At 39.2% G+C, this 22040-nt stretch carries 22 protein-coding genes; 8 read left to right on the top strand and 14 right to left on the bottom strand.

All coding sequences use genetic code 11. The features are described 5' to 3' along the window. Positions 1-67 precede the first annotated feature (67 nt). Positions 68-1858 (bottom strand): M61 family metallopeptidase, encoded by a 1791-nt coding sequence (locus AC27JR_RS00410; RefSeq protein ID WP_487172384.1) that lies wholly within the window; start codon positions 1856-1858, stop codon positions 68-70. A gap of 225 nt (positions 1859-2083) precedes the next feature. Here AC27JR_RS00410 and AC27JR_RS00405 point away from each other — a divergent pair, with 225 nt between their 5' ends. From AC27JR_RS00405 to ilvN, 8 genes are all read left to right on the top strand, one after another. Then, complete coding sequence (locus AC27JR_RS00405) at positions 2084-3592, top strand: GGDEF domain-containing protein (RefSeq protein WP_138623374.1); 1509 nt, start codon at positions 2084-2086, stop codon at positions 3590-3592. A 77-nt stretch (positions 3593-3669) separates the two neighbouring features. Further along, positions 3670-5013, top strand: coding sequence for a nucleotide 5'-monophosphate nucleosidase PpnN (ppnN, locus tag AC27JR_RS00400; protein ID WP_487172383.1), 1344 nt, complete (start codon positions 3670-3672; stop codon positions 5011-5013). Between the two features lie 8 nt (positions 5014-5021). After that, a complete protein-coding gene (xni, locus tag AC27JR_RS00395; protein ID WP_487172381.1) occupies positions 5022-5795 on the top strand; it encodes a flap endonuclease Xni in 774 nt (257 codons plus the stop codon). A gap of 69 nt (positions 5796-5864) precedes the next feature. After that, positions 5865-6260, top strand: a complete 396-nt coding sequence (locus AC27JR_RS00390; RefSeq protein WP_372859432.1) for a DUF3192 domain-containing protein — start codon at positions 5865-5867, stop codon at positions 6258-6260. Beyond that, positions 6260-7942 (top strand): hypothetical protein, encoded by a 1683-nt coding sequence (locus tag AC27JR_RS00385; RefSeq protein WP_487172380.1) that lies wholly within the window; start codon positions 6260-6262, stop codon positions 7940-7942. The genes AC27JR_RS00390 and AC27JR_RS00385 overlap by 1 nt, the downstream gene beginning before the upstream one ends. A gap of 179 nt (positions 7943-8121) precedes the next feature. Beyond that, positions 8122-9129 carry an isocitrate dehydrogenase gene (locus AC27JR_RS00380; protein WP_008112567.1) on the top strand — a complete coding sequence of 336 codons (1008 nt, stop codon included), beginning with the start codon at positions 8122-8124 and terminating at the stop codon, positions 9127-9129. 450 nt (positions 9130-9579) lie between these two features. After that, positions 9580-11304: an acetolactate synthase 3 large subunit gene (locus AC27JR_RS00375; RefSeq protein WP_487172379.1), complete on the top strand. Its 1725-nt coding sequence runs from the start codon at positions 9580-9582 to the stop codon at positions 11302-11304. After that, complete coding sequence (gene ilvN, locus AC27JR_RS00370; protein WP_008112561.1) at positions 11304-11804, top strand: acetolactate synthase small subunit; 501 nt, start codon at positions 11304-11306, stop codon at positions 11802-11804. The genes AC27JR_RS00375 and ilvN overlap by 1 nt, the downstream gene beginning before the upstream one ends. Before the next feature lie 98 nt (positions 11805-11902). Here the strand turns inward: ilvN and AC27JR_RS00365 are convergent, their stop codons facing one another. The 13 genes from AC27JR_RS00365 to AC27JR_RS00305 all read right to left on the bottom strand — a co-directional run bounded on the left by AC27JR_RS00365 (position 11903) and on the right by AC27JR_RS00305 (position 21992). Beyond that, positions 11903-12178 (bottom strand): HU family DNA-binding protein, encoded by a 276-nt coding sequence (locus AC27JR_RS00365; RefSeq protein WP_008112559.1) that lies wholly within the window; start codon positions 12176-12178, stop codon positions 11903-11905. Positions 12179-12383: 205 nt separating this feature from the next. After that, the gene (locus AC27JR_RS00360; protein WP_372859436.1) at positions 12384-12926 is read right to left on the bottom strand and encodes a DUF3833 domain-containing protein; all 543 of its coding nucleotides are present in this window, start codon (positions 12924-12926) and stop codon (positions 12384-12386) included. Between the two features lies 1 nt (position 12927). Next, on the bottom strand, positions 12928-13416 hold the full coding sequence (locus AC27JR_RS00355; protein WP_487172378.1) for a chalcone isomerase family protein: 489 nt from the start codon (positions 13414-13416) through the stop codon (positions 12928-12930). 23 nt (positions 13417-13439) lie between these two features. Further along, positions 13440-13940 (bottom strand): DUF2878 domain-containing protein, encoded by a 501-nt coding sequence (locus AC27JR_RS00350; RefSeq protein WP_487172708.1) that lies wholly within the window; start codon positions 13938-13940, stop codon positions 13440-13442. Next, the gene (locus tag AC27JR_RS00345; protein ID WP_487172377.1) at positions 13918-15180 is read right to left on the bottom strand and encodes a class I SAM-dependent methyltransferase; all 1263 of its coding nucleotides are present in this window, start codon (positions 15178-15180) and stop codon (positions 13918-13920) included. Before AC27JR_RS00345 ends, AC27JR_RS00350 begins: the two co-directional genes overlap by 23 nt. A 51-nt stretch (positions 15181-15231) precedes the next feature. Further along, a complete protein-coding gene (locus AC27JR_RS00340; RefSeq protein WP_008112552.1) occupies positions 15232-15969 on the bottom strand; it encodes a DUF1365 domain-containing protein in 738 nt (245 codons plus the stop codon). Next, positions 15962-17215, bottom strand: coding sequence for an NAD(P)/FAD-dependent oxidoreductase (locus AC27JR_RS00335; protein ID WP_008112551.1), 1254 nt, complete (start codon positions 17213-17215; stop codon positions 15962-15964). The genes AC27JR_RS00340 and AC27JR_RS00335 overlap by 8 nt, the downstream gene beginning before the upstream one ends. After that, the gene (locus AC27JR_RS00330) at positions 17212-17922 is read right to left on the bottom strand and encodes an SDR family NAD(P)-dependent oxidoreductase (RefSeq protein WP_075170210.1); all 711 of its coding nucleotides are present in this window, start codon (positions 17920-17922) and stop codon (positions 17212-17214) included. Before AC27JR_RS00330 ends, AC27JR_RS00335 begins: the two co-directional genes overlap by 4 nt. Before the next feature lie 2 nt (positions 17923-17924). Continuing rightward, positions 17925-18353 carry a nuclear transport factor 2 family protein gene (locus AC27JR_RS00325; protein ID WP_008112549.1) on the bottom strand — a complete coding sequence of 143 codons (429 nt, stop codon included), beginning with the start codon at positions 18351-18353 and terminating at the stop codon, positions 17925-17927. A gap of 1 nt (position 18354) precedes the next feature. After that, a complete protein-coding gene (gene phrB, locus AC27JR_RS00320; protein WP_487172376.1) occupies positions 18355-19749 on the bottom strand; it encodes a deoxyribodipyrimidine photo-lyase in 1395 nt (464 codons plus the stop codon). Beyond that, positions 19749-20702, bottom strand: a complete 954-nt coding sequence (locus tag AC27JR_RS00315) for a YbgA family protein (RefSeq protein ID WP_487172375.1) — start codon at positions 20700-20702, stop codon at positions 19749-19751. The genes phrB and AC27JR_RS00315 overlap by 1 nt, the downstream gene beginning before the upstream one ends. Before the next feature lie 8 nt (positions 20703-20710). Beyond that, positions 20711-21376, bottom strand: coding sequence for a ChrR family anti-sigma-E factor (locus tag AC27JR_RS00310; RefSeq protein WP_487172374.1), 666 nt, complete (start codon positions 21374-21376; stop codon positions 20711-20713). Continuing rightward, positions 21369-21992, bottom strand: a complete 624-nt coding sequence (locus AC27JR_RS00305) for a sigma-70 family RNA polymerase sigma factor (RefSeq protein ID WP_008112542.1) — start codon at positions 21990-21992, stop codon at positions 21369-21371. Before AC27JR_RS00305 ends, AC27JR_RS00310 begins: the two co-directional genes overlap by 8 nt. Positions 21993-22040 lie beyond the last annotated feature (48 nt).

Genomic DNA, 22040 nt, shown 5'->3' with positions numbered 1-22040 from the left:
AATAAACAAAAAAGGAGCCTAAGAGTTTGTACCCTAAGCTCCTTTTTAAACAATATGATATACGATGTTAGTCGTCTTTTTTCACATCATTTGGATGCGCTACGCCCATCCATGCTTTAAACAGCGCTTTTTGCTCAGCAGTAGCATTTTTATTAGCGACTACTTTTTTAGGTTTGTCGAAATCTTCAGACAACACAAGCTCAGTCGACATTAATGCATCACGGCGAATAAAATCAACAGTTACCTTGTCTCCTGCTTTAAAGGTTTCTAGGCTCGCGGTTAAGTTTTTCCCTACATGCTTTTTGTTAATAGCGACGAGCTTATCGTCGGTAGTTAAGCCACCTTGCCATGCTGCGCCATCGCGGCTTACATGGGTAAGTGTAAGTAACTCACCAGTATTTTTAGTAAAGGCATCTAAGCTTGGTGTGGCCTTGGCTTTTTCTGGTAATTCAAAGCTTAAACCAACTTTTGCCAATAATTCATCAAAATCTAGGCTGGCTGGTGTGCTAACATTTTCTTGCCACCAAGCGCTGTAATCACGTCCTGATAGTTGTTTTAAAATAGCTAATACGTCTTGTTCAGTAAAACCCGCTGGTAGCCTATGTTGCTTATAAAGTTCGTTGTGTACGTCTTTATAGCTTATTTTACCTTGGCTTTTTTCAAGTAGGTCTATATCTAACGCCATCGACAATAACGAGCCTTCAAGATAAATATTAGTGCCATAGTTACGAGCATGATCACCACCTTGATTTATCCATTTATCAAAGCTGGTTTCACTTGCACTTTGCACTTCACGACCAGGGGTAGTGAGGTGGCGATTAATGGTTTTACTAAAGTTCTTAAAAAATTCATCGGTGGTTTGAATACCCGAACGCACTAATAAATGATCTTCAAAATAGCTTGTAGACCCTTCAGCAATCCACAGCAATTTTGAATAATTAATATTATTGTAGTCATATGGCGCAAGCCCTTTAGGACGGTATGCTTTTACATTCCAAGTATGAATAAATTCATGTGCCGCTGTACTGATAAAAGCTAAATAGTCTTCACGTTTAGCAAAGCGATCACGTGGGCGTTGAATAATAGTTGAGTTTAAGTGTTCGGTTGCACCGCCCGCGCCCGATGTAGCATGCACCATAAATACATAACGCTCATACGGGTAGCTGTCCCAAATTACATTGCGCGTTGCCACTAGCTTTTTCAGATCGGTTAGCATCAGTTCTATGTCGTAATTACCTTCGCCCCACACCACTAGTTCGTACTCACGGCCATCAACCTCAAAAGTACGCAGTTCGTTAACACCTGTTTCTATTGGTGAATCAACAAGCACGTCGTAGTCACTGGCTTTAAAGCTGTGTTTATTTTTATAGTTTTCCATACCCGACACAGAGCGCCATGCTTTAGGTACGTTTAATTCAACCGTAACTGGCTCTTGGCGAAATGACTCGCTAAACATAAAAAAGCCCGATGCATCAACAAACGCATGACTGTCGTCAATATGGCGAGCGCGCTTACCTAGCTCATTGGCATACACTTGGTAATCAACATTAACTTGAGTCGGCTCGTTTAAATGAACACGCCATGTACTGTGGTCTATTTTTTCCCACTTTAATGCATTACCTTCATCGTCGCTGGCTTTAAAATAGCGAACGCCATTGGCAAGGTTTAAAATTTCATAGCGACCAGTACGCCATGCTGGCAGTTTTACATCTAAATATGATTGCGCCGTTTTAGGAAACTCTACATTTACATCACCTAAATGATGCTCTGGCTGAGAGATATTTAAAGCGTAGTTAACGTCGGCAAATGCTGGTGCTGAACAGGCAGCTAAAATTGATAAGGCAAGTAGCTTTTTCATAAAGGCTCTTTTTTATATAACGTATTGTTGTACCAAGATTAACAAGACCCATTTTAAAAGTGAATTAAAAGCGGTAAATGCACTTATATTTAAGATCGCTCGTATTTTGTTGTTAAAAACATTAAGTTTTTGATCTCATACCTACTATTAATATGTTTTTGTTGTAAACTAAAACAATAGAGGTATTACGATGATGGTCTGTAGGTGTCTAGGAGCTCCAATACGGTGGAACAAAAACTAAAGCAAGCAATCGACAGTAGAAAAGTAATAGAAAGTGCTCGCCAACATCAAGTGAGTACGCTTTCTAATTTTGCAGCTAAGTTGTCTTTAAGCTGTAAGGGACTTGATACTGAGCTTGATAACCGCCTAGCTAAGTTTCGAAGCGCGTTAAACAAAGGAATGAGTTTTGAAGACTTTGCTCCTTTAGTGGATGATATTTTAGCCTTGCTTAAAAACCAAGAAGCCATTCAACTAGCACATCAACGCGACCTTTTTACCAGTGTACAAAATGCAGGTAAGCAATTACAACAAACCAAAGGCTTGCCTGACGATACCCGCAGAACACTGCGCCATTTGCTCGATAACGAGCTAGACGATATTCAATCTGTACATGGCTTTATTCCTATATTAAACCAGCTGATAACTTTTTATCATCAAGCCTTAATTGCTAAAAGCAACGACGCCTTTGAACCTCCGAACCTAAGTGCCCTCACTGAAAAGCTGTTTAAATTAGTCAGTCAGCTAGTTCTCGAAGAAGAAGCCAACGAAGCGTTGTATTTAATAAAAAAACGTATCGCTAAAAATAAAGCCGTAGACCAGCTACTTGATGCAGCAATTGATGTAATCACACTTATTGTACAAAGCATTCAAGTTGAGCGCGCGTCAGCACAAAGCTTCTTAACCTCTTTAAACCAAACACTCGGAGAGCTACATCGCTCATTAGTATCGACCAGCGAACATTCTGAATCGATGACTGTTGAGTTTGACTCAATTAATCAACGAATTGGTGAAAAGCTAAGAAATTTAAATACACAAACAAATAAAGCAACATCAATTACAGAGTTAAAGCAATTGGTTGAAAATGAGTTACGCTCATTGAGTGCTGATATTTTAGAAAAAGAGCAGCTAGAACAAAAAGATCGCCAAATTTTAATTTCTAGCTTTGCACAAATAAACGATAGAATTGGCAGTTTAGAAAACAAAGTTAGTAATTATAAGAAACGTTTGAATGAACAACGTTTTAAAAGTTTACTCGACAGTCTTACCAAATTACCTAATCGCGCAGCTTTTGATGAACGTTATAATCACGAAATCAATGTATTTAATGAACGCCCGTCAGACATAACCTTAGTGGTTATTGATGTTGACCATTTTAAATCAATTAACGATCGTTTTGGTCACACAGCCGGCGACATTACCTTGCAAGTGATTGCAAAAGCGCTGCAAAAATCGATTAGACAAACTGATTTTATTGCCCGTTATGGCGGCGAAGAGTTTGTGTTATTAATGCCCCGTACCTCACTTGAAAACGCCGTCGAGCATCTCGATAAATTAAGACTGTCGATTAAAAAGATCCCATTTAAATTTAAAGACAAGCAAATACAAATTACTGTTTCTTTAGGCGCAACCCAATTTGAAGTGGGTGATACGCCTCTAAAAGCATTTGATAGAGCCGATGAAGCTCTTTACGATGCTAAAAACTCAGGCCGGGATCGTCTGTGTATTAGTAAATAGTGTTATGCACTTTTACCCTTGAGTATAAGGCATAACTACGCAGTAAATTTACCCAAGAAGTTTCAAGGAGAATGTCGATGCTAATACAATTAAACCCTACAGGGGTATTAGATTTATTGTCGCAGCTAGAAGTAGACTTACTCGAGCAATCATCAACCAGCGAACGCTACAGACTATTTAGAAACTGTGTATTGGCCGTGCTCAATGTAGGCAGCCACACCGATGTAAGCAATGATATTTACGATAAACACAAAGATTTTGATATACGTTTGGTTAGCCGTGAACGCGGTATAAAAATTGAGTTAGAAAATCCTCCGCAAACGGCCTTTGTTGATGGCCACATAGTAACAGGCATTCATGAGCACATATTTTCGGTTATTCGCGATATTTTGTTTATTTGCCAAAAGTATGAAAAGAACCTCCAAGAAACTAAAGCCATTACCCACATGGTTTTTGATATGCTCAGAAATGCCGACGCACTTAAGGTAAATAGCGAACCTAACATGATTGTATGTTGGGGTGGGCACTCTATTAACGAAGTAGAATATAAATACACCAAGCAAGTTGGCTATGAACTAGGTTTGCGTGGCTTAAATATTTGTACCGGTTGTGGCCCAGGTGCAATGAAAGGCCCAATGAAAGGCGCGACCATTGGCCATGCAAAGCAACGTATTACCAATAATCGTTATTTAGGTTTAACTGAGCCCAGTATTATAGCGGCAGAGCCACCCAACCCAATTGTAAATGAGCTGGTGATTTTACCCGACATTGAAAAACGACTTGAGGCATTTGTTCGCACCGCACACGCTATTATTATTTTTCCAGGTGGCGCAGGTACAGCTGAAGAGTTACTGTATTTATTAGGTATTTTATTACACCCTGAAAATGACAAACAGTGTTTACCGGTTATTTTAACAGGCCCTAAACACAGCAAAGCTTACTTTGAAGAACTGTGTAAGTTTATTCAATTGACTTTAGGTGATGCTGCGCTGAGTAAGTTTGAAGTGATAATTGATGACCCTCAATTAGTTAGCCAAAAGCTTAAATCAGCCATGAACGGGGTTCGCGAATACCGTAAAAGCCAAGGCGATGCCTATTACTTTAACTGGACCTTGAAAATAGAAAATGATTTTCAGCAGCCTTTTTACCCTACCCATGAAGCCATGGCATCACTTGATTTACACCTTGAACAACCCAAACAACAGCTCGCCGCTAATTTACGCCGTGCGTTTTCGGGAATTGTTGCAGGTAACGTAAAAGAAGAAGGCTTAAATGCCATTAAAGAGCATGGCCCCTATGTGCTAAGTGGTGAGCCTGATTTGATGAAAGCAATGGACAAGCTTTTACAAGCATTCGTAGAGCAAGGTAGAATGAAACTTCCCGGAAGTAAGTATATTCCTTGTTATACAATAAAAGCGTGAGTTTATAATTGAATCCCCATTTACTCCTTATTGATGCGCTTAATTTAATTAGGCGCATTTATGCTGTTGATGCAAACCAAAGCCATCACAGCGAAGAGCACATGTTAAAAGCCTGCTGTGCACGGGTTGCACATGCATGCAAAAAACTTTTAACCACCACCAATGCAACCCATGCAATTGCGGTTTTTGATGGTGACAAAAGCTGGCGTTACCACTTTTATAAAGACTACAAACATTCGCGTGCACCTATGCCAGAGACCTTAAAAAACGCGCTACCCCATTTTAAAGCAGCCATTGAAGAAACCGGTATTGTGGTATTTGAACCGACTAACGATGAAGCCGACGATATTATTGCGACTTTAGCGCATAAAGCGGCTAATAATCAGATAAATAATACCATTGTCTCTACTGATAAAGGCTTTTTACCTCATTTAAATGAGCATATTGAAGTATACGATTACTTTAAAAAGCAACACCTGAATGAACAACACATTCAAGAGCGCTTCGCCGTTGAGCAGCATAAACTCATCGACTTTTGGGCACTCGCAGGCGATAAAACCAATGACATTCCTGGTGTTAAAGGCATTGGTGTTAAATCGGCGCAGCAATTGGTTAATCAATACAGCTCTATTGAAGAAGCGCTAAATGATGAATCGTTAAATACGCGGCTACAAAAAAAGCTTAATGAGGATATGGATATGTTTGTTATTTCTAAGCAACTGGTGAGTTTGCGTACAGATATCCATTTAGGCTTTAGTTTAAAGCAGTTAAGGCTTAATTAGTCGCAAGTTAATAGCACTGTACACTAGCAATACGTATACTAGCGATAGTTATTTTGGTCTGGGTAGGCAATGTTTAAAAAGTTTTTTAGGTATTTAATATTAGGATTAGGCTTATATGCACTAGTAGCCACGTCGGTTATTATGTTTTATAAAGACGATCCACAAGCTATGATTTGGCAAGACAGAGAAGCATTTAATAAACGCTATATAGAAAAATTGCGCTTAGAAGATACCTTTACGCTAAATGATGTGCTTGAATATTTAGGTAGCCCAGATTTAACCTATGCTAAACGTGATGGCGAGCAAGTGTGGCAAGTGATTTTTTATCGTACCCAGCACAAAACCTCAGACGGCATCACCACCATGGATGAATGTACTGGGTTATTATTTAAAAATGGCCAACTAATAATGTGGGGCCCAAGTGCTTATGAAAAATACCTTGAGCATAATGATGGGAAGATTTAATGGAAGCTCCACTGTCGGGTAAACTAAAAAAGCTATTCGAAAGCACGCAACTGCTTTTAAGCTCCCATAACAATAAAAGTCAGTGGCATACCTTCTACCCTCTTGTGTGTAAGCTTTCAGAGCAATACGCAGCGATATACAAACAAAACCCAGCGGCCTTGCAAGCTCAGCTTAATCTGTATAAAACACATTATAGCTACGCAACCAATTTAGTCGTTAATCAGTGTGTATTAACCTGTGCTTTGTGTAGCAGTCAAAACTACGACAGTAATTTAACCGAGCTCTACATTAGCGCCTCGTTGGTGGAACACCTTTGTGTTGCCAAGCAATTAAATAAGTTAGCTCAACAGCAAACGTTTAACGAAACCGATACAAAAATGTGGCAATTACGCCATAAGCTCGCAGCCAAAGTAATATTAACGGCTAAACAACCCGCGCATCAAATTGCCCATATCTTAGCTAAACTAGGCAAATACAAACATGCATTATTAGATACACCTAAAATTATGCTTTATGACGGTGCCAGTGTATTGGTTGCTTTGGCAAATATATTAGCGCTAAATGTTACTTGTAATACAAAACAACAACACATAAATTTTTATAAAGCAGTCGCCGATTTATATATAAGAACCCCAAACTCATTTGCACAGGCGTTATTAAAAGCGCTAGTTGCCCACCTAGGGCAATATATACCTGGCAGCCAAGTCGTCTATGCTGACCAAGCCATGGTTTATTTAGCCACTGATAGGCTAGAACGACATATTATTGTTAATAACAATAATACTAAAATGGCATGGTATCGTATTAAAGCATCACTCATAGATGACTCTAAAGCATGGGAGTGCAACGATAATCGGTTGTTTTTAAAGGTATGGGACAGTGAACATGTTAATATTCCACACAGTGTACACTCTGCACAAACGCCTTTGTACCAATTAATAAAACAAATAAAAGCTCAACAAGAATACAATTTTAAGGCTTTAGATACCTTACTTACCCCCTACCCTGATGTTATAAAGTCAGTATGCATAGCGGTGCAGCACTACAATAAAGATCGATTACCGGCTAAAGACTTAAGACATAGCTTATCTATGGTGGGTTACGATAAAGCACCGGCTATTATTCAAGGGGTGCTGTTTAAGCAATTAGTAAATAGTATCGCTCATCCTTTACATGCCTTTTTATGCACCCGTATCAGCTGTTTAATTAATATTTTAGCGCTACTAGTAAAACATAATCCTCGCGTACAAAGTGAGCGCATTAGCTTAAGCTTATATGCCTATTTATATTATGTATTGATACATTACAGCCCAAATATTTCTAGAAAAATTACCATTGATCAAACACCGAATAAATCGCTCGATACACCGTTTAGTGCATTTTTTGGTGTAAACAAAATAGATGCTCCTCATTTAAATAACGAGCTTAACGAATTACTTAGTGGCGATCCGTGGGCATCGGCTTTATTAAATGCAGAGCAATTGCCTAAAAAGCAGCTTAATGATGCCGGTCAATTATGGGCGGCATTAAAGGTAGTGGCACAGCGTATACTTCAACCTAACCTGCCATTAACAGCATGGCAACAGCAAATATTGAATCAACAACTTAGTCGCCATGGTTGGCAAAGTGAAGTCGATTTTAATCAATCGCTGCTGCGCTTAGGGCTGCACAATAGTATTTAGCTGACTTATTATCACTATAACTTAAAGTTATACCCTGTATTGATACTATAAACTGGCAAAATGTCTAATAAATTGGTATAAATGCCGGCTTAAATTTAGCACCCCTGTCATATAAGTAGTCTAAACTCTGTAAGTGTTTATTATTTATGTGTGTATCCAAATCTTTAAAGGAAAAGTTCATGGCCAAACAAACCATAACAGTGATCAAAGGCGACGGCATCGGCCCAAGCATTATCGACTCAGCACTTGAAATACTAAAAGCCGCAGGATGCGATTTTGATTATGAATTTGTTGACGCTGGCCTTGCTGCGCTTGAAAAAACGGGCGAATTGCTTCCACAAGAAACAATTGACACAATTGCTAAAAATAAAATCACCTTAAAAGGGCCATTAACCACGCCAGTAGGCGAAGGTTTTACATCTATCAACGTAACGCTTCGTAAGCAATTTGGTTTGTATGCCAATGTACGTCCGGTTAAATCGTTTGCCGGTACTAAAGCACGTTACGACGATATTGATATCATCACTATTCGTGAAAACACGCAAGGTATGTATTCAGGTGCAGGCCAAGTAGTATCTGAAGATGGCACCGAAGCTGAAGCAAAATCTGTGATCACTCGCGAAGGCGCAGAAAAAATTGTGACATTCGCATACGAACTGGCTGTACGTGAGGGCCGTAAAAAAGTAACGGCTGTACACAAAGCAAACATTTTAAAATCAACGTCTGGTTTATTCTTAAAAGTAGCGCGTGAAGTGGCTGAGCGTTACCCAGAAATTGAATCAACTGAAATGATTGTTGATGCAACATGTATGAAACTTGTAATGACTCCTGAAGAGTTTGACGTTATCGTTACAACGAACTTATTTGGCGATATTTTATCTGACTTATGTGCAGGCTTAGTTGGCGGTTTAGGCATGGCCCCTGGTGCAAACATTGGTGAAGATGCTGCTATTTTTGAAGCTGTTCACGGTAGCGCACCGGATATTGCCGGTAAAAACCTTGCAAACCCTACGTCAGTGATTTTAGCGTCTATTCAAATGCTAGAGCATTTAAACATGGGCGATACAGCTGAACGCATTCGTAGCGCAGTGGCTGATGTAATTAAATCAGGCGACCGTACTACCCGCGATTTAGGCGGCAGTCACGGTACAACTGATTTCACACAATCAGTAATTGATCGTCTGTAATTAATATTGTTAAATTAAAAAGCCAGCATTTGCTGGCTTTTTTTATGTCAGATAAGCACTGCATCGAACGTTTTTTCCCATCATCACCAGCCCTTACACAAAAGCATAAACTGCATAATTTCTGCTTATAAAGTGAAAATAACTCATACAAAATAGAGTTTAAGATTAAAAAACATTTAAAAATGAATTTTTAATCCAAAAAACAGCTTAATGGGTTGACATGTGTGCACAAAAGCCTTAAAAATAACCACATACAAAAATTGTCATTTAAACAATATTTTATTTTAAAGAGCAAAAACACCATGAACACACAATTTCGTCTATTAGTCTTACTCGTACTGGTCTTAGTGATAAGCCCAGCGGGGATGTATTAAAAGGTGAAAAATGCTTTTTAAAACCCTCGCACTACGCGGGGGTTTTTTTTTGCATGTAATCAACAGAGGAATGAGGATGAGTAAACAAGAATATAATGGCTCTGAATTAGTTGTTAAGTCATTAAAAGAGCTTAAGGTTAAGTATATATTTGGTTACCCCGGTGGCTCAGTATTAGATTTATACGATGCACTATTTCAGCAGGACGATATTGAACACATTTTAGTACGCCATGAACAAGCGGCCACACACATGGCTGATGGCTACGCAAGAGCAACCGGTGAAGTAGGTGTTGTACTTGCTACATCCGGACCTGGTGCAACAAACTGTGTAACAGGCATAGCAACTGCGTATATGGATTCAATTCCTATGGTGATATTATCAGGTCAAGTGCCAACAAATCTTATTGGCGATGACGCGTTTCAAGAAACCGATATTGTTGGTTGCTCTCGCCCTATTGTAAAACATAGCTTTAATTGTAGAAGTGCTAGTGAAATACCTAATATACTTGCCAAAGCCTTTTATATTGCCAGCACTGGCCGCCCCGGCCCGGTGGTAGTAGAACTTCCTAAAGACATGCTTAATCCAGAACTAACTTTTGCTTACAACTTCCCGACAGCAACCGAACTTAGAACCTACAACCCTAATACCAAGGGTCACTCTAAACAAATTCGTAAGGCCGTTACTGCGATTTTAGAAGCGAAGAAACTGGTTATCTACTCGGGTGGCGGTATTGTGCTTTCAAACACCTCAGAGCAACTAACTCATTTAGTCGAGTCACTTAACGCCCCTATTACCAACACGCTTATGGGACTAGGTGGTATATCGGGCATTCACCCTAACTTTATTGGTATGTTAGGTATGCACGGTACATTAGAAGCAAATAAAGCCATGGCCAATGCCGATGTTATTTTAGCGCTTGGTGCACGATTCGATGATCGGGTTACTAATAACGTTCAAAAATTCTGCCCTAATGCCACTATCGTGCATGTTGATGTTGATCCAACCTCTATTTCTAAAACCATTAAATCACATATTCCTGTTGTTGGCTGTTTGGCAACGGTACTTGAGCAATTACAAACTGCCATAGATAACAGTCCAATTAAAATTGATCGCAGTGCACAAGAAGATTGGTGGCGACAAGTGATCAGCTGGCGTGAACAAAAATGCCTTAGTTACAATAGCGATGGTGACAAAATAAAACCTCAGGCAGTTATAGAGGCAATATATGAAGCGACCAACGGAGATGCTTATGTCAGCTCTGATGTTGGGCAACACCAAATGTTTGCCGCGCAGTATTACCCATTTAAACACCCTCGACAGTGGATCAATTCCGGTGGTCTAGGCACTATGGGCTTTGGTTTACCTGCAGCAATGGGCGTTAAACTGGCTTTTCCTGAAAAAGAGTCTTTATGTGTAACTGGCGACGGCTCAATACAAATGAACATTCAAGAGCTATCAACCTGTTTACAGTATAACTTAGCAGTAAAGGTGATCTCCTTAAATAACCGCTCACTGGGGATGGTAAGACAATGGCAAGACATGATTTATGGCGGCAGACACTCTTCATCGTATATGGAATCTTTGCCTGATTTTGTAAAGCTTGTTGAAAGCTATGGCCATGTGGGTATCAGAGTAAACACCCTTGATGAGTTACAACCAGCGATAGACAAAGCCATGTCGATAACCGATAGATTGGTATTTTTAGATATTTTAGTAGACGAAAAAGAACATGTTTATCCGATGCAAATTAAGCACGGTGGCATAGATGAGATGTGGTTAAGAAAAGGAGTGAAGGCATAATGCGTCGTATATTATCTATATTATTAGAAAATGAACCCGGTGCGTTATCACGTATAGTGGGACTATTTTCTCAGCGAGCCTACAATATTGATAGCTTAACAGTGGGTACCACAGACGATGAATCACTTTCTCGCATTACGGTAACCACTAAGGGCGATGACAGAATTGTTGAACAAATAACAAAGCAAGTGAACAAACTGGTCGATGTGCTTAAAGTGATTGATTTAACTGACATGAGCCACATAGAGCGTGAACTACTATTAGTAAAAGTATTTGCCAAAGACGAAGCGACTCGTGCGGCAGTAACCCGTGTTGTTGATGTATTTCAAGGGGCTATTTTAGATATGGGTCGCCAGAGTTATAGCCTACAACTGGTAAGCAGCACCGATAAAATAGAGTCGTTCTTAGATACCTTACGCCACGAAACCGACATCATAGAAGTAGTACGCTCAGGCGCGGTCGGCATTGGCCGAGGTGATAAAGCGCTTAAAGCTAAATAAGCTGAGCTAAGGTTAAATCGCGTAAATTAAATAACCAAAAATTTACGATAAAAAAAAAGGGCTTAATAGCCCTTTTATTATATTTTATAAGCCAAGAATTATAGGTTTACTTGGTCTTTAAGACCTTTACCTGGTTTAAAACTTGGGATAGTCGCTGCTGAAATTTGGATTTCTGCACCCGTTTGTGGGTTACGACCCGTGCGTGCAGCACGTTCTTTAACTGAAAAAGTACCAAAACCAACTAATGCAACAGAGTTGCCTTCTTTTAATGAAGAAGTTACAGCGCCTGTGAATGCATCAAGTGCACGTGTAGCGGCTGCTTTAGAGATTTCTGCGTCAGTAGAGATTTTTTCAACTAGTTGAGCTTTGTTCATTATTAGATTCCTATTCGTTATTATTTTGCCTTCGCAAATCCTATCTTTATGCATTTTCGAAGAGTTAGCAACAGCAAATTACGATTTTTATCTAAAATACTAAAAAATTAGTAAAAATAGTAAAATTCACTGTAAAATACAGCGAGTTGAGTTAACAAAAGCTTAATTTAGGCACACTATTAGTGCAGCTTTGCACCTTAATGACTCACTCTACCTTTTCTATTACTAAGGTCACTTCCCCAACCTCAACACCAAACTTAACAATAGACGTACGGTTTATCAAGCGTGTATTTGTTACTAGGTACATCCAATCGTCAAAATTAACTTCCAACGTGCTGCCATCGTAAGGGATCTCTACATTATAATTCCAATGAAACACACTGCCGTCACTTTCACCTGTGGCTATTCCTAAAACATCTGAGGCCGTTCCAGTTAAAGTGTTATCGTCGTTTAAGGTTATTTTCCAGATACGTTTTTGTGTTTCCCCATCATCGTAAACAAAATCTTCTTCAATAGTGCCCTTATTGCCATCCCACGTAGCGCTTAAATCCACAACAAGCTTACGAGTTAATTCACCTTTAAAGTCTTGTACAACGCCATAGGCTTTCAAATCGCCACTAAAGAAGGTCTTAAAATCGAAATTTGGTTCTGAACCTTTGTAATGTTCAACACTTGGGGCTGAACAACTGGCAATAAAAAAACTAACAGCCAATACCATGGCGACTTTAACGCGTTTTAGATTAATCATATTAAATCCCTAGTAGTTGATTTCTAATTGATGGTTCCGACGTATTTTCACTTAACCAAATAGCTAAAAAATCTTCAGCAAACGTGGCATCATCAATACGGCCTATTTGGTTATCGTTATGAAAAAAAGTGCTGTGTCCTTGCTGATCAGTTAATAAAGTTAACGATTCACCTTTTTTAATATTTGGCCATATCGAGAGTAATTTATCTGCATAGCGAGCTGAAAGTTGAGGTTTGCCTAAATGTTGCCACTGTTCATTAGTCGCTTTTACAATGTCTTTAGCGTCAAAATCGCGCAAGTAGGTTAATGTAAATTTAACAGGCGTTTGCTTGGCAGTATAAGTACCAGAGGGTGTGTAAAGCGTTGCATCATAAACATCCCAAAACAGATATTCCATGCGGGCTTCGCCAACCTTGTTAAACTGAGTATCAGCATTAGCTACAGGGCTAAATAAAGCATAAACAATAAGTAAATTTAAAAACGTTTTCATCGTTACCTCCAAGCAGTATCATTTTATTGCTTAACAAACGCGCCTATTTTACCGTTTATAAATAAAATAAGGGTAAATGTTGCAGCCCATAAAGCACCGTAAAGTGGCCAAAACTGCCACAGTGGCATCCCTAATTCTAGTACATCAAATCGCGAACCAGCCCAATAACTGCCTGGCGCGAATAACAAACACACACAAAATGCTTGCCACGGTTTAAGCTTAGTTAGAAACGACATTGAGGTGTTAATACACAGCACTAATGCGATCCATAAAAACACCAGCCATAATGGAAACGGATCAACTTTAAACTCAAATAGCCCTAACTGAACCGCAATAAACTCACACAATAGAGCCAATGGCAGGGCTTTAAAAACCAGTAAAGCATCTTGTTTTTTTTGTGCTGATAAGTAAAACATCAACGCTATGACTACAGCAGAAAAAACTAATGAGCCCTGTTCAAGTAGCAGGCACATAAACCACACTACCTGAAACAGCACAAAGTTAATAAGCGAGTGCAATCTCATCATTACTACTCGTAAAGCGGGGTTTGCGTGCCATTAAATGCACAGTACTGGTGGCTCGAGTTCTGAATGCCCCCTCACAATAGGCAAGGTAAAATAGCCATAAGCGATAGAAACGATCATCAAACTTATTACTATCAAGCTTTGGCCAGCTGGCAATAAAACGCTCACGCCAATCGGCAAGAGTGCGGGCATAGTGAGCACCAATATCATTGATGGTGTGGATATTCATATCGGTGTTATTTTTAATTTGTTCACTCATTTCATTAAGCGAAGGCAAACAACCACCAGGGAAAATATACTGTTGTATGAAGTCTGAATTTTTTAAATAGTGTTGATAACGCTGATCGCTAATCGTAATTGCTTGAATAAGCATGGCACCGTCATCTTTTAATAACTCACCACACTTGGTAAAGAAGCTAGGTAAGTAGTCATGACCTACTGCCTCAATCATCTCTATTGAGACCAGCTTATCGTATTTTCCAGTCAATAAACGGTAGTCTTGTTTGAGCAAAGTGATTTTGCTTTCGAGTCCAAGCTGTTTAACTTTATCAGCAACATAGTCGTGTTGTTCATCAGAAATAGTGGTCGTGGTTACATGACAGTCATAATGAGTTGCGGCATAAATGGCAAATGCCCCCCACCCTGTACCAATTTCAATAACTGTGTCACCTTGCTGTAACTCAACTTGTTCACAAATACGTTGTAGCTTGTATTGCTGCGCTTGTTCAAGAGTGGCGTCTTTGCTTGGGTAGACCGCGCTCGAATATAGCATTTCTTTACTTAAAAAAGACTCATATAAGTCGTTGCCTAAGTCATAGTGGGCGACAATATTCTTTTTTGAACCTGCATGAGAGTTTTTGTTTTTTATGTGGTTTATACGGTGGGCAATATTACTAAAAAACGCAAATTTCTTTTCAAACGCATCTAACTGATCTTGGTTAATCGCAAAGATTTCGATTAAGCGGGTCAAATTGTCACAATGCCATTGCCCTAAAATGTATGACTCACCTGCACCCACACTACCTGAAAGTGCGAACGCTTTATACATGGCGTTATCGTTAACAGTTACCGTTACTTTTAGCTCTGAAGACGCATCCCCAAATACAGACTGCTGGTTATTCTCAACCAGTACTATTTGGCCCGTTTCAATTGACGAGAACGCTTTAAACACTAACTTTTTATACAAGTTAGTAAACCAACTAGTGCGTTCCTGAACGCGTAAGCTCGATACCTTTTCCATATACTTACCTATATTATTGTTATTACTTGTTAAACAACATAAATTAAAATTTTAAAGTTTGCCTGAATGACCTAAAAATGGGACTTTTTTAACAAACAATTTAAATGCCTGATAGTAAATACCTCTGAAAATAGACCAAGTCATCGCAGGAAAACGCTTTAACAGCTTGCTCATTTGAACATTGCACAATGGTTGACGCTGTAACCTTAATGAAGCATCAAAAAGCAGTTCTTCATCGCGCTTATTTTCTATACGAATCAGTATATTGTCTTTCTTTTGACGTACTGTCCAATGATAGTTCATATCTAAATTCATAAAAGGTGATACGGAAAATACTTTCTTAAAGTTCACTTTTTTTTGTAGGGGAACCAAGTAGTAATGTCGCTCATTCCATGGAGTATTACTCACCTCAGCCACCATGTAGCTAAATTCATTATCTTGATGACCAAAAAAATAAAAGTTTACAGGGCTGAAATAAATGCCCAAACAGCGTAATTGCCCTAGCAGGTATACATGGCTAAATTTTTCATCTACGCCCAGCTGGGCTAGCTGCGCATGGGCACGCTCTATAATGGGCTGATGTTGACTATCGAGTAACCCCTTTAAATAATCAGATTGCTCAAACTTTAATGCTTTAAATCCTGAAGTACCGAGCTGTTTGTGGACGCCATTAAGCGCGTGAGTATTATTTAAATCAACCCACATCATATAAAGTGGGTAATTAAACGCATGGTGTTTTACAGCAAAACGGCGATGCTTTACATCGCCTAAATACACTGCATTAGTCAAACTCTACTCCAAGTTGTTTTGAAACATCAACGGCACTACGTACGCCATCTTCATGAAAGCCGTTATACCAATAGGCACCACAAAAATAGGTATTGTTTTGACCATCAACCGTACTCTTCAGTTGCTGAGCAGCAATTGATTGTTGATTAAACACGGGGTGGTGATAGGTAAATTCACGTAAAATCTTACTTTGGTTGATCCCTTCTAAGTGATTTAAAGTGACACAAAATTGGGTATCAGAGTCTATCCCTTGCAGTATGTTCATTTGATAGGTAACCACAGCGGCTTTGTCGGTATTATTATTTAGTAAATAATTCCAACTCGCCCACGCAGCTTTCCTATCTGGTAATAATGATACATCTGTATGTAAAACCACCGAATTCTCTGTGTATGGGATAGCACCCAACACTTTGCTTTCTTGCTCGCAAGCATCACCAAGTAACGCTAACGCTTGATCTGAATGACACGCGAAAATAACTTTATCAAACACAGCTTGCTCACCATCAGCAAAAGTAATTGTTGCACCCTGCTCATCTCTGGTTACCGATTTTATGTGAGTGTTTAGTTGTATTTTATCGGCAAAGCCGGCGATCAGAGGTTTGATGTATTCACGAGAACCACCCGGAATAACATACCATTGTGGACGATTAGTAATATCTAATAAACCGTGATTAAAAAAGAATTTTACAAAAAATTCCACGCCCACGTTTTCCATCTCTTTAATACTAGTAGACCAAATAGCTGCACCCATTGGCAAAATGTAGTGGTATTTAAAGAAGTCATTAAAGCGATGCTGTTTTAGCAACTCACCGAGTGATTGCTCAGTGTATTGGCCTTTTTCATACAAAGCCTTACACAGTTTGTTAAAACGCACAATATCGTATAACAAACGCCAAAACTTAGGTCTAACTATGTTTCTACGCTGAGCAAACAAACTTGTAAATGTATGCCCATTGTACTCAAAGCCCGTAGCTTCGTTGTGAACGCTAAAGCTCATTTGTGTTGGTTTACGTTTTACACCGATGCGCTCAAGCAGCTTTTCAAAGTAAGGATATGTTCTATCGTTAAATACAATAAAACCGGTATCAACCGCATAGTTGATACCACTGTGATTTACATCTACCGTGGCAGTGTGGCCACCAATATAATCATTCTTTTCAAATAGAGTGACATCATAATGCTTGTGCAATAGGTGTCCGCAGGTTAAACCTGATACGCCAGTCCCAATTATTGCTATTTTTTTCAACGGGTTAATCCTTTTGCAATTTTAAGCCAAAGCGAAAGTGGCAATATTCGCAATGCTTTTAATATAAGTGTGAAACGATACGGAAAATGAACTTCTTTACGACGCTTTTTAACGCCTTTTATAATGTAATCAGCCGCTTTTTCAGCGCTAACAGCCATAGGCATAGGAAAATCATTTTTATCAGTAAGCGGGGTTTTTACAAAACCAGGATGGACTAGTGTTACATCAACATCATTTAAATCCACTGCCAAGGTTTTAGCTAAATAACTCACGCCCGCCTTTGATGCGCCATAAGCTTCTGACCGAGGTAAAGGTAAGTAAGTAACACTCGAACTAACCATCACTAACTGGCCGCCTGATGTTATTTTAGGTAGTAGTGCTTCTAAGCAATAACCCATAGAGAGTAAGTTAACATTGATAACACGCTCAAAAAGGGCACTATCAAAATTACGAGCATCATCAACATACTCGCAATTACCAGCGTTAAGAATAACACGGTCAAATTGTGGGTAACCTAGGGTCGCAGCTTTAATATCTTGCAAGTTAGTTGCATCAAATTGGCAGGTTTCTATGTTGTTATGTTTTGCAAGTTCAGCGAGCTTTTGCGTATTTCGTCCACACGCAATGACTGTGTCGCCCTGCTCAGCATACTTTATTGCAAGTTGTTCACCTATACCTGATGTTGCACCTGTAATAAGCGTAATCATAATTAACCAGCCCTTTTATCAATAAAATTAATAATGTTGCCCAGTAATGGAATATGCTTATACAAAAGCTCTCCAGCGTTAAAGTAATCTCGGTGATTAATAATTTTTTCACCTTCGAAAACGAGTTTACTGTGCCCTTGCACTGAAATTGTATTACCTGCATTAAGTTTTGGGTGAGAATAATGCATTGTCCAGTATACAAATGCATTATTATCGTTGGTAAATGAATCGGTTATGTCAAATCGACAATGCTTAACATTACTATATAAACCACAAAAATAACGTCTTAAATCTTCAAGGCCATTAATCTCATGCAGCGGATCTATAAAGTGAATGTTTTGAGCGTAAATTTCAGTTAATAAGTCTAGGTTATCTTTATCAAGCTTTTGGTATATTTCTACAAATTTATCGACTGATAATTGGTTATCCATATCACACCTTAAATGCAGCTAAAGCCCTCGCTCGTGCCGCTTTATGATCAACAATTGCCGGCCAGTAACAGTGTTCATTTTGCCCCGTTGCTGCTAAGTAAGTATGTGGGAAATGAATGTGTTTATCTGGCACTTTTTCTAATTCAGGCAGATATTTACGAATAAAATCACCACTTGGATCAAAGCGTTCACTTTGGGTGATAGGATTGAATACTCTAAAGTAAGGTTGAGCGTCACATCCGGTACTTGCAGCCCATTGCCAGCCGCCATTGTTTGAGGCTAAATCGCCATCAATAAGATGCTGCATAAAAAACTGCTCGCCTTTACGCCAATCAATCAGTAGATGTTTAGTTAAAAAACTTGCAACCACCATTCTCAAACGATTATGCATCCAGCCTGTTTGCAAAAGCTGTTGCATAGCTGCATCAACAAGCGGATAACCCGTGCGACCTTCGCACCATTGCTTAAAATCAGCTTCACTGTCACGCCAACGCATACTATCGTACTTTTCGTTAAAGTTAGCACCGCGTGATAATTTAGGAAATTCGGCAATTAAATGTTTATAGAATTCCCGCCAAATGAGTTCGTTAACCCAGGTAAACGTTTTACTTTTAGAAGTAGTGAGTATATCGGGATAATGTTGTTGTATATTAACCATTAATTGCTTACTACTAACAACACCTAGGGCTAAGTAGGGGCTTAAACCCGAGGTTCCTTTTACGCTTGGTATGTCACGTACATCATCATAACTTGCTAATTTATCGTGAATAAAATTATCAACTACGGTTGATAAGGTCTCATCGTCGACAGGCCATTTTTTTGAGCTTTCATCACCACTTAGTAACTCACATGGTTCGATTTCTATCGGCTCTTCAGATAACGGCCACTGCAATAAACTAAAATGTGTATCTTGATACTGCTTTAACCACGCGCGTTTGAACGGTGTAAATACTTTATACATTTCATTATTTTGAGTACGCACACTGCCTACGGGAGCAATTATTTCACCCTCGTATAAAGTAAACGTTATTTGCTGTTGATCGCACTGTTCTCGAATCGCTTTGTCCCTATTAAACTCATTAAGCTCGTACTCAGTATTGGCTATGATATGTTTAATCTCATGCTGCTGACAAAAATCGAGAAGTTTAGTTTGGCAATCGGCAAAAAGAGGAGCGTTTATTACATGTAAATTAACGCCGTATTTGGCAAGTTTTTCGCGAATATAACTCACTCTGCGTTTTAATAAGTCAATTTGAATGGCTGCGGTATTATGCTCTGCCCATTGTTTTTCGCACACAAAAAAAATGGCGTGTTTAGCACCATCATTTAACGCTTCAATAAGCGCTTCGTTAGAAAAAAGGCGCAAATCGCGCCTAAACCAAAATAGTGTTTTCATTACAAACCGTAACGTAACTTAAGTTCATTAGGATAAGGGTTAAAGTAAATTTGCTTGCTTAAATACTCATTTGGATGAACCTTTAAATGGTGTTTAAGCAAAGTCAGTGGTACATAAAGCGGCACTAAACCCTGGCGATATTCTTCAATCGCTTCACGCATTTCTTCTTTTTCGATTTTTGATAAATCTTTTTTGAAGTATCCTTGTAAATGCATTAGCGTATTTGAATTATTTTTTCTTGAAGCAGGTCGTTTAAGCGCTGTCATTAAACCCAGAATGTACTCATCGGCGAGTGCAATTACGTCATCACCTACAAACGTACCAAGTAAGTGGCCTAAATCACGGTAAGCCTGATAGTTATGAGCCATTAACAAGTATTTGTATTGAGCATGAAACTGAGTAAGGCGATGAACTGTAACAGGCTCTTTAACGAGTTGCTGCCAGTTATGCAACGTATAAACACGCATTACAAAGTTCTCGCGTAAATGAACATCATTTAAGCGGCCATTTTCTTCACAAGGTAATAAAGGATTATGCTTCATAATCTGTTCAGCAAAAAAACCAATTCCCTCAGACGTGTTACCCGTTCCTGCCTCATTGTATATTTTGACACGTTCCATGCCACAGCTTGGACTCTTTGCACAAAAAACGAACCCGCTAAGATGGCCTGCTTGTTCTGTGGCTATTTTTTTACCATATTCTGTCAGTTGAGGGCCAACATCACCGGTTCCATCTGGTCGACACACTTTAATAGTATCAGCAGTTCTTACTTGACGAATTGTCGGGCGAGGTATGGGTAAACCTACAGCAACCTCAGGACAATACATTTTATATTCAACATGCTTGGCCAGCTCTTCCATACAAAAATTGGATTTTTTATGACCACTGTCAAATCTAACCTTTTCGCCTGCTAAGCAGGCACTAATGCCTATTTTTATTGTATCTGTTTGCATATATTCTCTTAATAGATCAAGCCACCAATTGGATTAAGTAACTTGCTAAGTCCTTTATTGAAATGTAGCGCACTACTAACAACAGTAAAGCACAAACATCCCTCTTTTGTTAGGGGAGTATGTTGGTGACGGCCATCTTGCCAAATAAAATCACCAGGAACATAACTACCCTCTTCATCTGTAAATTCACCATCAAGAAGTAGGGTAACCTCAAATCCAGTATGCGTATGCTCTGGAATTTCTCCACCAGCATCTATATGTAACAAACTTGAACGTAAATGACCATCATCAAGCGCTATACGAGAACGCGCAAGCTTACCCACTTGAGTAAATTTGCCATGCGAAATCCGTGTAAGAGCCCTAGGTAACCTGTAGTTATGTTCGTTGACGCTAATACTAACCGGTTCAACAGAATATACTTCATCAATCGAGTCATCGGCAGTGATCATATCAAGTAAACTTGATTCAATTATATCGTCTGTTTGTTCAACAGTTGTCACATCCATATTGTCACTAAAAACTGCATGCGCATTACTTGCCTCAAGTTTTTCAACTTTTGCTTGGCACACAGGGCACATATCAACATGTATTGATACGGCAAGGCTAAGTGATGCTGGAAGTGTTGCTGCACAGTATTGTGTCAGTAGTGTTTCACTCGGGTGATGTTTAATCATGCTGATCTCCCATTTCATTACGTAATTTCTGCAAGGCTAAACGTAATCGTGATTTTACCGTGCCTACTGGAATGTTTAATTGTTGAGCAAGCTGCTCTTGCGACATATCTTGAAAATAAACACCGCGTACCACTTCTCTTTGCGCTTGTGGCAATTTATCTAGGTAACGCTTTATTTGTTGATCTTCAAGGTGGTCACTATACTCGTGATTTGTATCTTCAGATTCGTTCAATAACGGCCAGATATCTTCGCTTATGTTTTCTTCTTTGTTACTTTTCATTTTACGAAGCATATCAAAAGAAGCATTACGCATTACTGTGTAAACCCATGTAGTAGCCGCACCCTTGTCGCTATTATACAGGTGGGCTTTACGCCACACTGACGTAAGTGTTTCTTGCACTAATTCCATTGCTTGGGCTTCAACACCAAACTGCTTTATGCCAAAGCGTTTGATTTTTGGTGCGAAATACTCAAACAAGTACGCGAATGATTTTTTATCTCGAGATTGAGCAACATTAACTAATGCTTCCCTGAGTTCCGTACTTGGCGTTTCTGGCATGGCAGCGTACTTACCTGTGTTAGGTTCACAACGTAGTGATTGTTGTTGACTTACCATAGTAAAATGTCCCGTTATTGCTTTAGTAGATACCATTACGAGCAAAGA

The sequence above is a fragment of the Pseudoalteromonas sp. NH0006-26 genome, assembly GCF_057552415.1.
Note: the sequence above shows the minus strand (reverse complement) of the source record. Positions and strands in the feature narration are given on the sequence as shown.

Bases quoted from the DNA above. Each gene is read 5' to 3' on its own strand.
- AC27JR_RS00390 (WP_372859432.1), top strand. From the start codon at position 5,865: ATGTTTAAAAAGTTTTTTAGGTATTTAATATTAGGATTAGGCTTATAT.
- ilvN (WP_008112561.1), top strand. From the start codon at position 11,304: ATGCGTCGTATATTATCTATATTATTAGAAAATGAACCCGGTGCGTTA.
- AC27JR_RS00315 (WP_487172375.1), bottom strand. From the start codon at position 20,702: ATGCAAACAGATACAATAAAAATAGGCATTAGTGCCTGCTTAGCAGGC.
- ppnN (WP_487172383.1), top strand. From the start codon at position 3,670: ATGCTAATACAATTAAACCCTACAGGGGTATTAGATTTATTGTCGCAG.
- AC27JR_RS00310 (WP_487172374.1), bottom strand. From the start codon at position 21,376: ATGATTAAACATCACCCGAGTGAAACACTACTGACACAATACTGTGCA.
- AC27JR_RS00360 (WP_372859436.1), bottom strand. From the start codon at position 12,926: ATGATTAATCTAAAACGCGTTAAAGTCGCCATGGTATTGGCTGTTAGT.
- AC27JR_RS00380 (WP_008112567.1), top strand. From the start codon at position 8,122: ATGGCCAAACAAACCATAACAGTGATCAAAGGCGACGGCATCGGCCCA.
- AC27JR_RS00350 (WP_487172708.1), bottom strand. From the start codon at position 13,940: ATGAGATTGCACTCGCTTATTAACTTTGTGCTGTTTCAGGTAGTGTGG.
- AC27JR_RS00355 (WP_487172378.1), bottom strand. From the start codon at position 13,416: ATGAAAACGTTTTTAAATTTACTTATTGTTTATGCTTTATTTAGCCCT.
- AC27JR_RS00330 (WP_075170210.1), bottom strand. From the start codon at position 17,922: ATGATTACGCTTATTACAGGTGCAACATCAGGTATAGGTGAACAACTT.
- AC27JR_RS00345 (WP_487172377.1), bottom strand. From the start codon at position 15,180: ATGGAAAAGGTATCGAGCTTACGCGTTCAGGAACGCACTAGTTGGTTT.
- AC27JR_RS00325 (WP_008112549.1), bottom strand. From the start codon at position 18,353: ATGGATAACCAATTATCAGTCGATAAATTTGTAGAAATATACCAAAAG.
- AC27JR_RS00385 (WP_487172380.1), top strand. From the start codon at position 6,260: ATGGAAGCTCCACTGTCGGGTAAACTAAAAAAGCTATTCGAAAGCACG.
- AC27JR_RS00410 (WP_487172384.1), bottom strand. From the start codon at position 1,858: ATGAAAAAGCTACTTGCCTTATCAATTTTAGCTGCCTGTTCAGCACCA.
- AC27JR_RS00305 (WP_008112542.1), bottom strand. From the start codon at position 21,992: ATGGTAAGTCAACAACAATCACTACGTTGTGAACCTAACACAGGTAAG.
- AC27JR_RS00375 (WP_487172379.1), top strand. From the start codon at position 9,580: ATGAGTAAACAAGAATATAATGGCTCTGAATTAGTTGTTAAGTCATTA.
- phrB (WP_487172376.1), bottom strand. From the start codon at position 19,749: ATGAAAACACTATTTTGGTTTAGGCGCGATTTGCGCCTTTTTTCTAAC.
- AC27JR_RS00365 (WP_008112559.1), bottom strand. From the start codon at position 12,178: ATGAACAAAGCTCAACTAGTTGAAAAAATCTCTACTGACGCAGAAATC.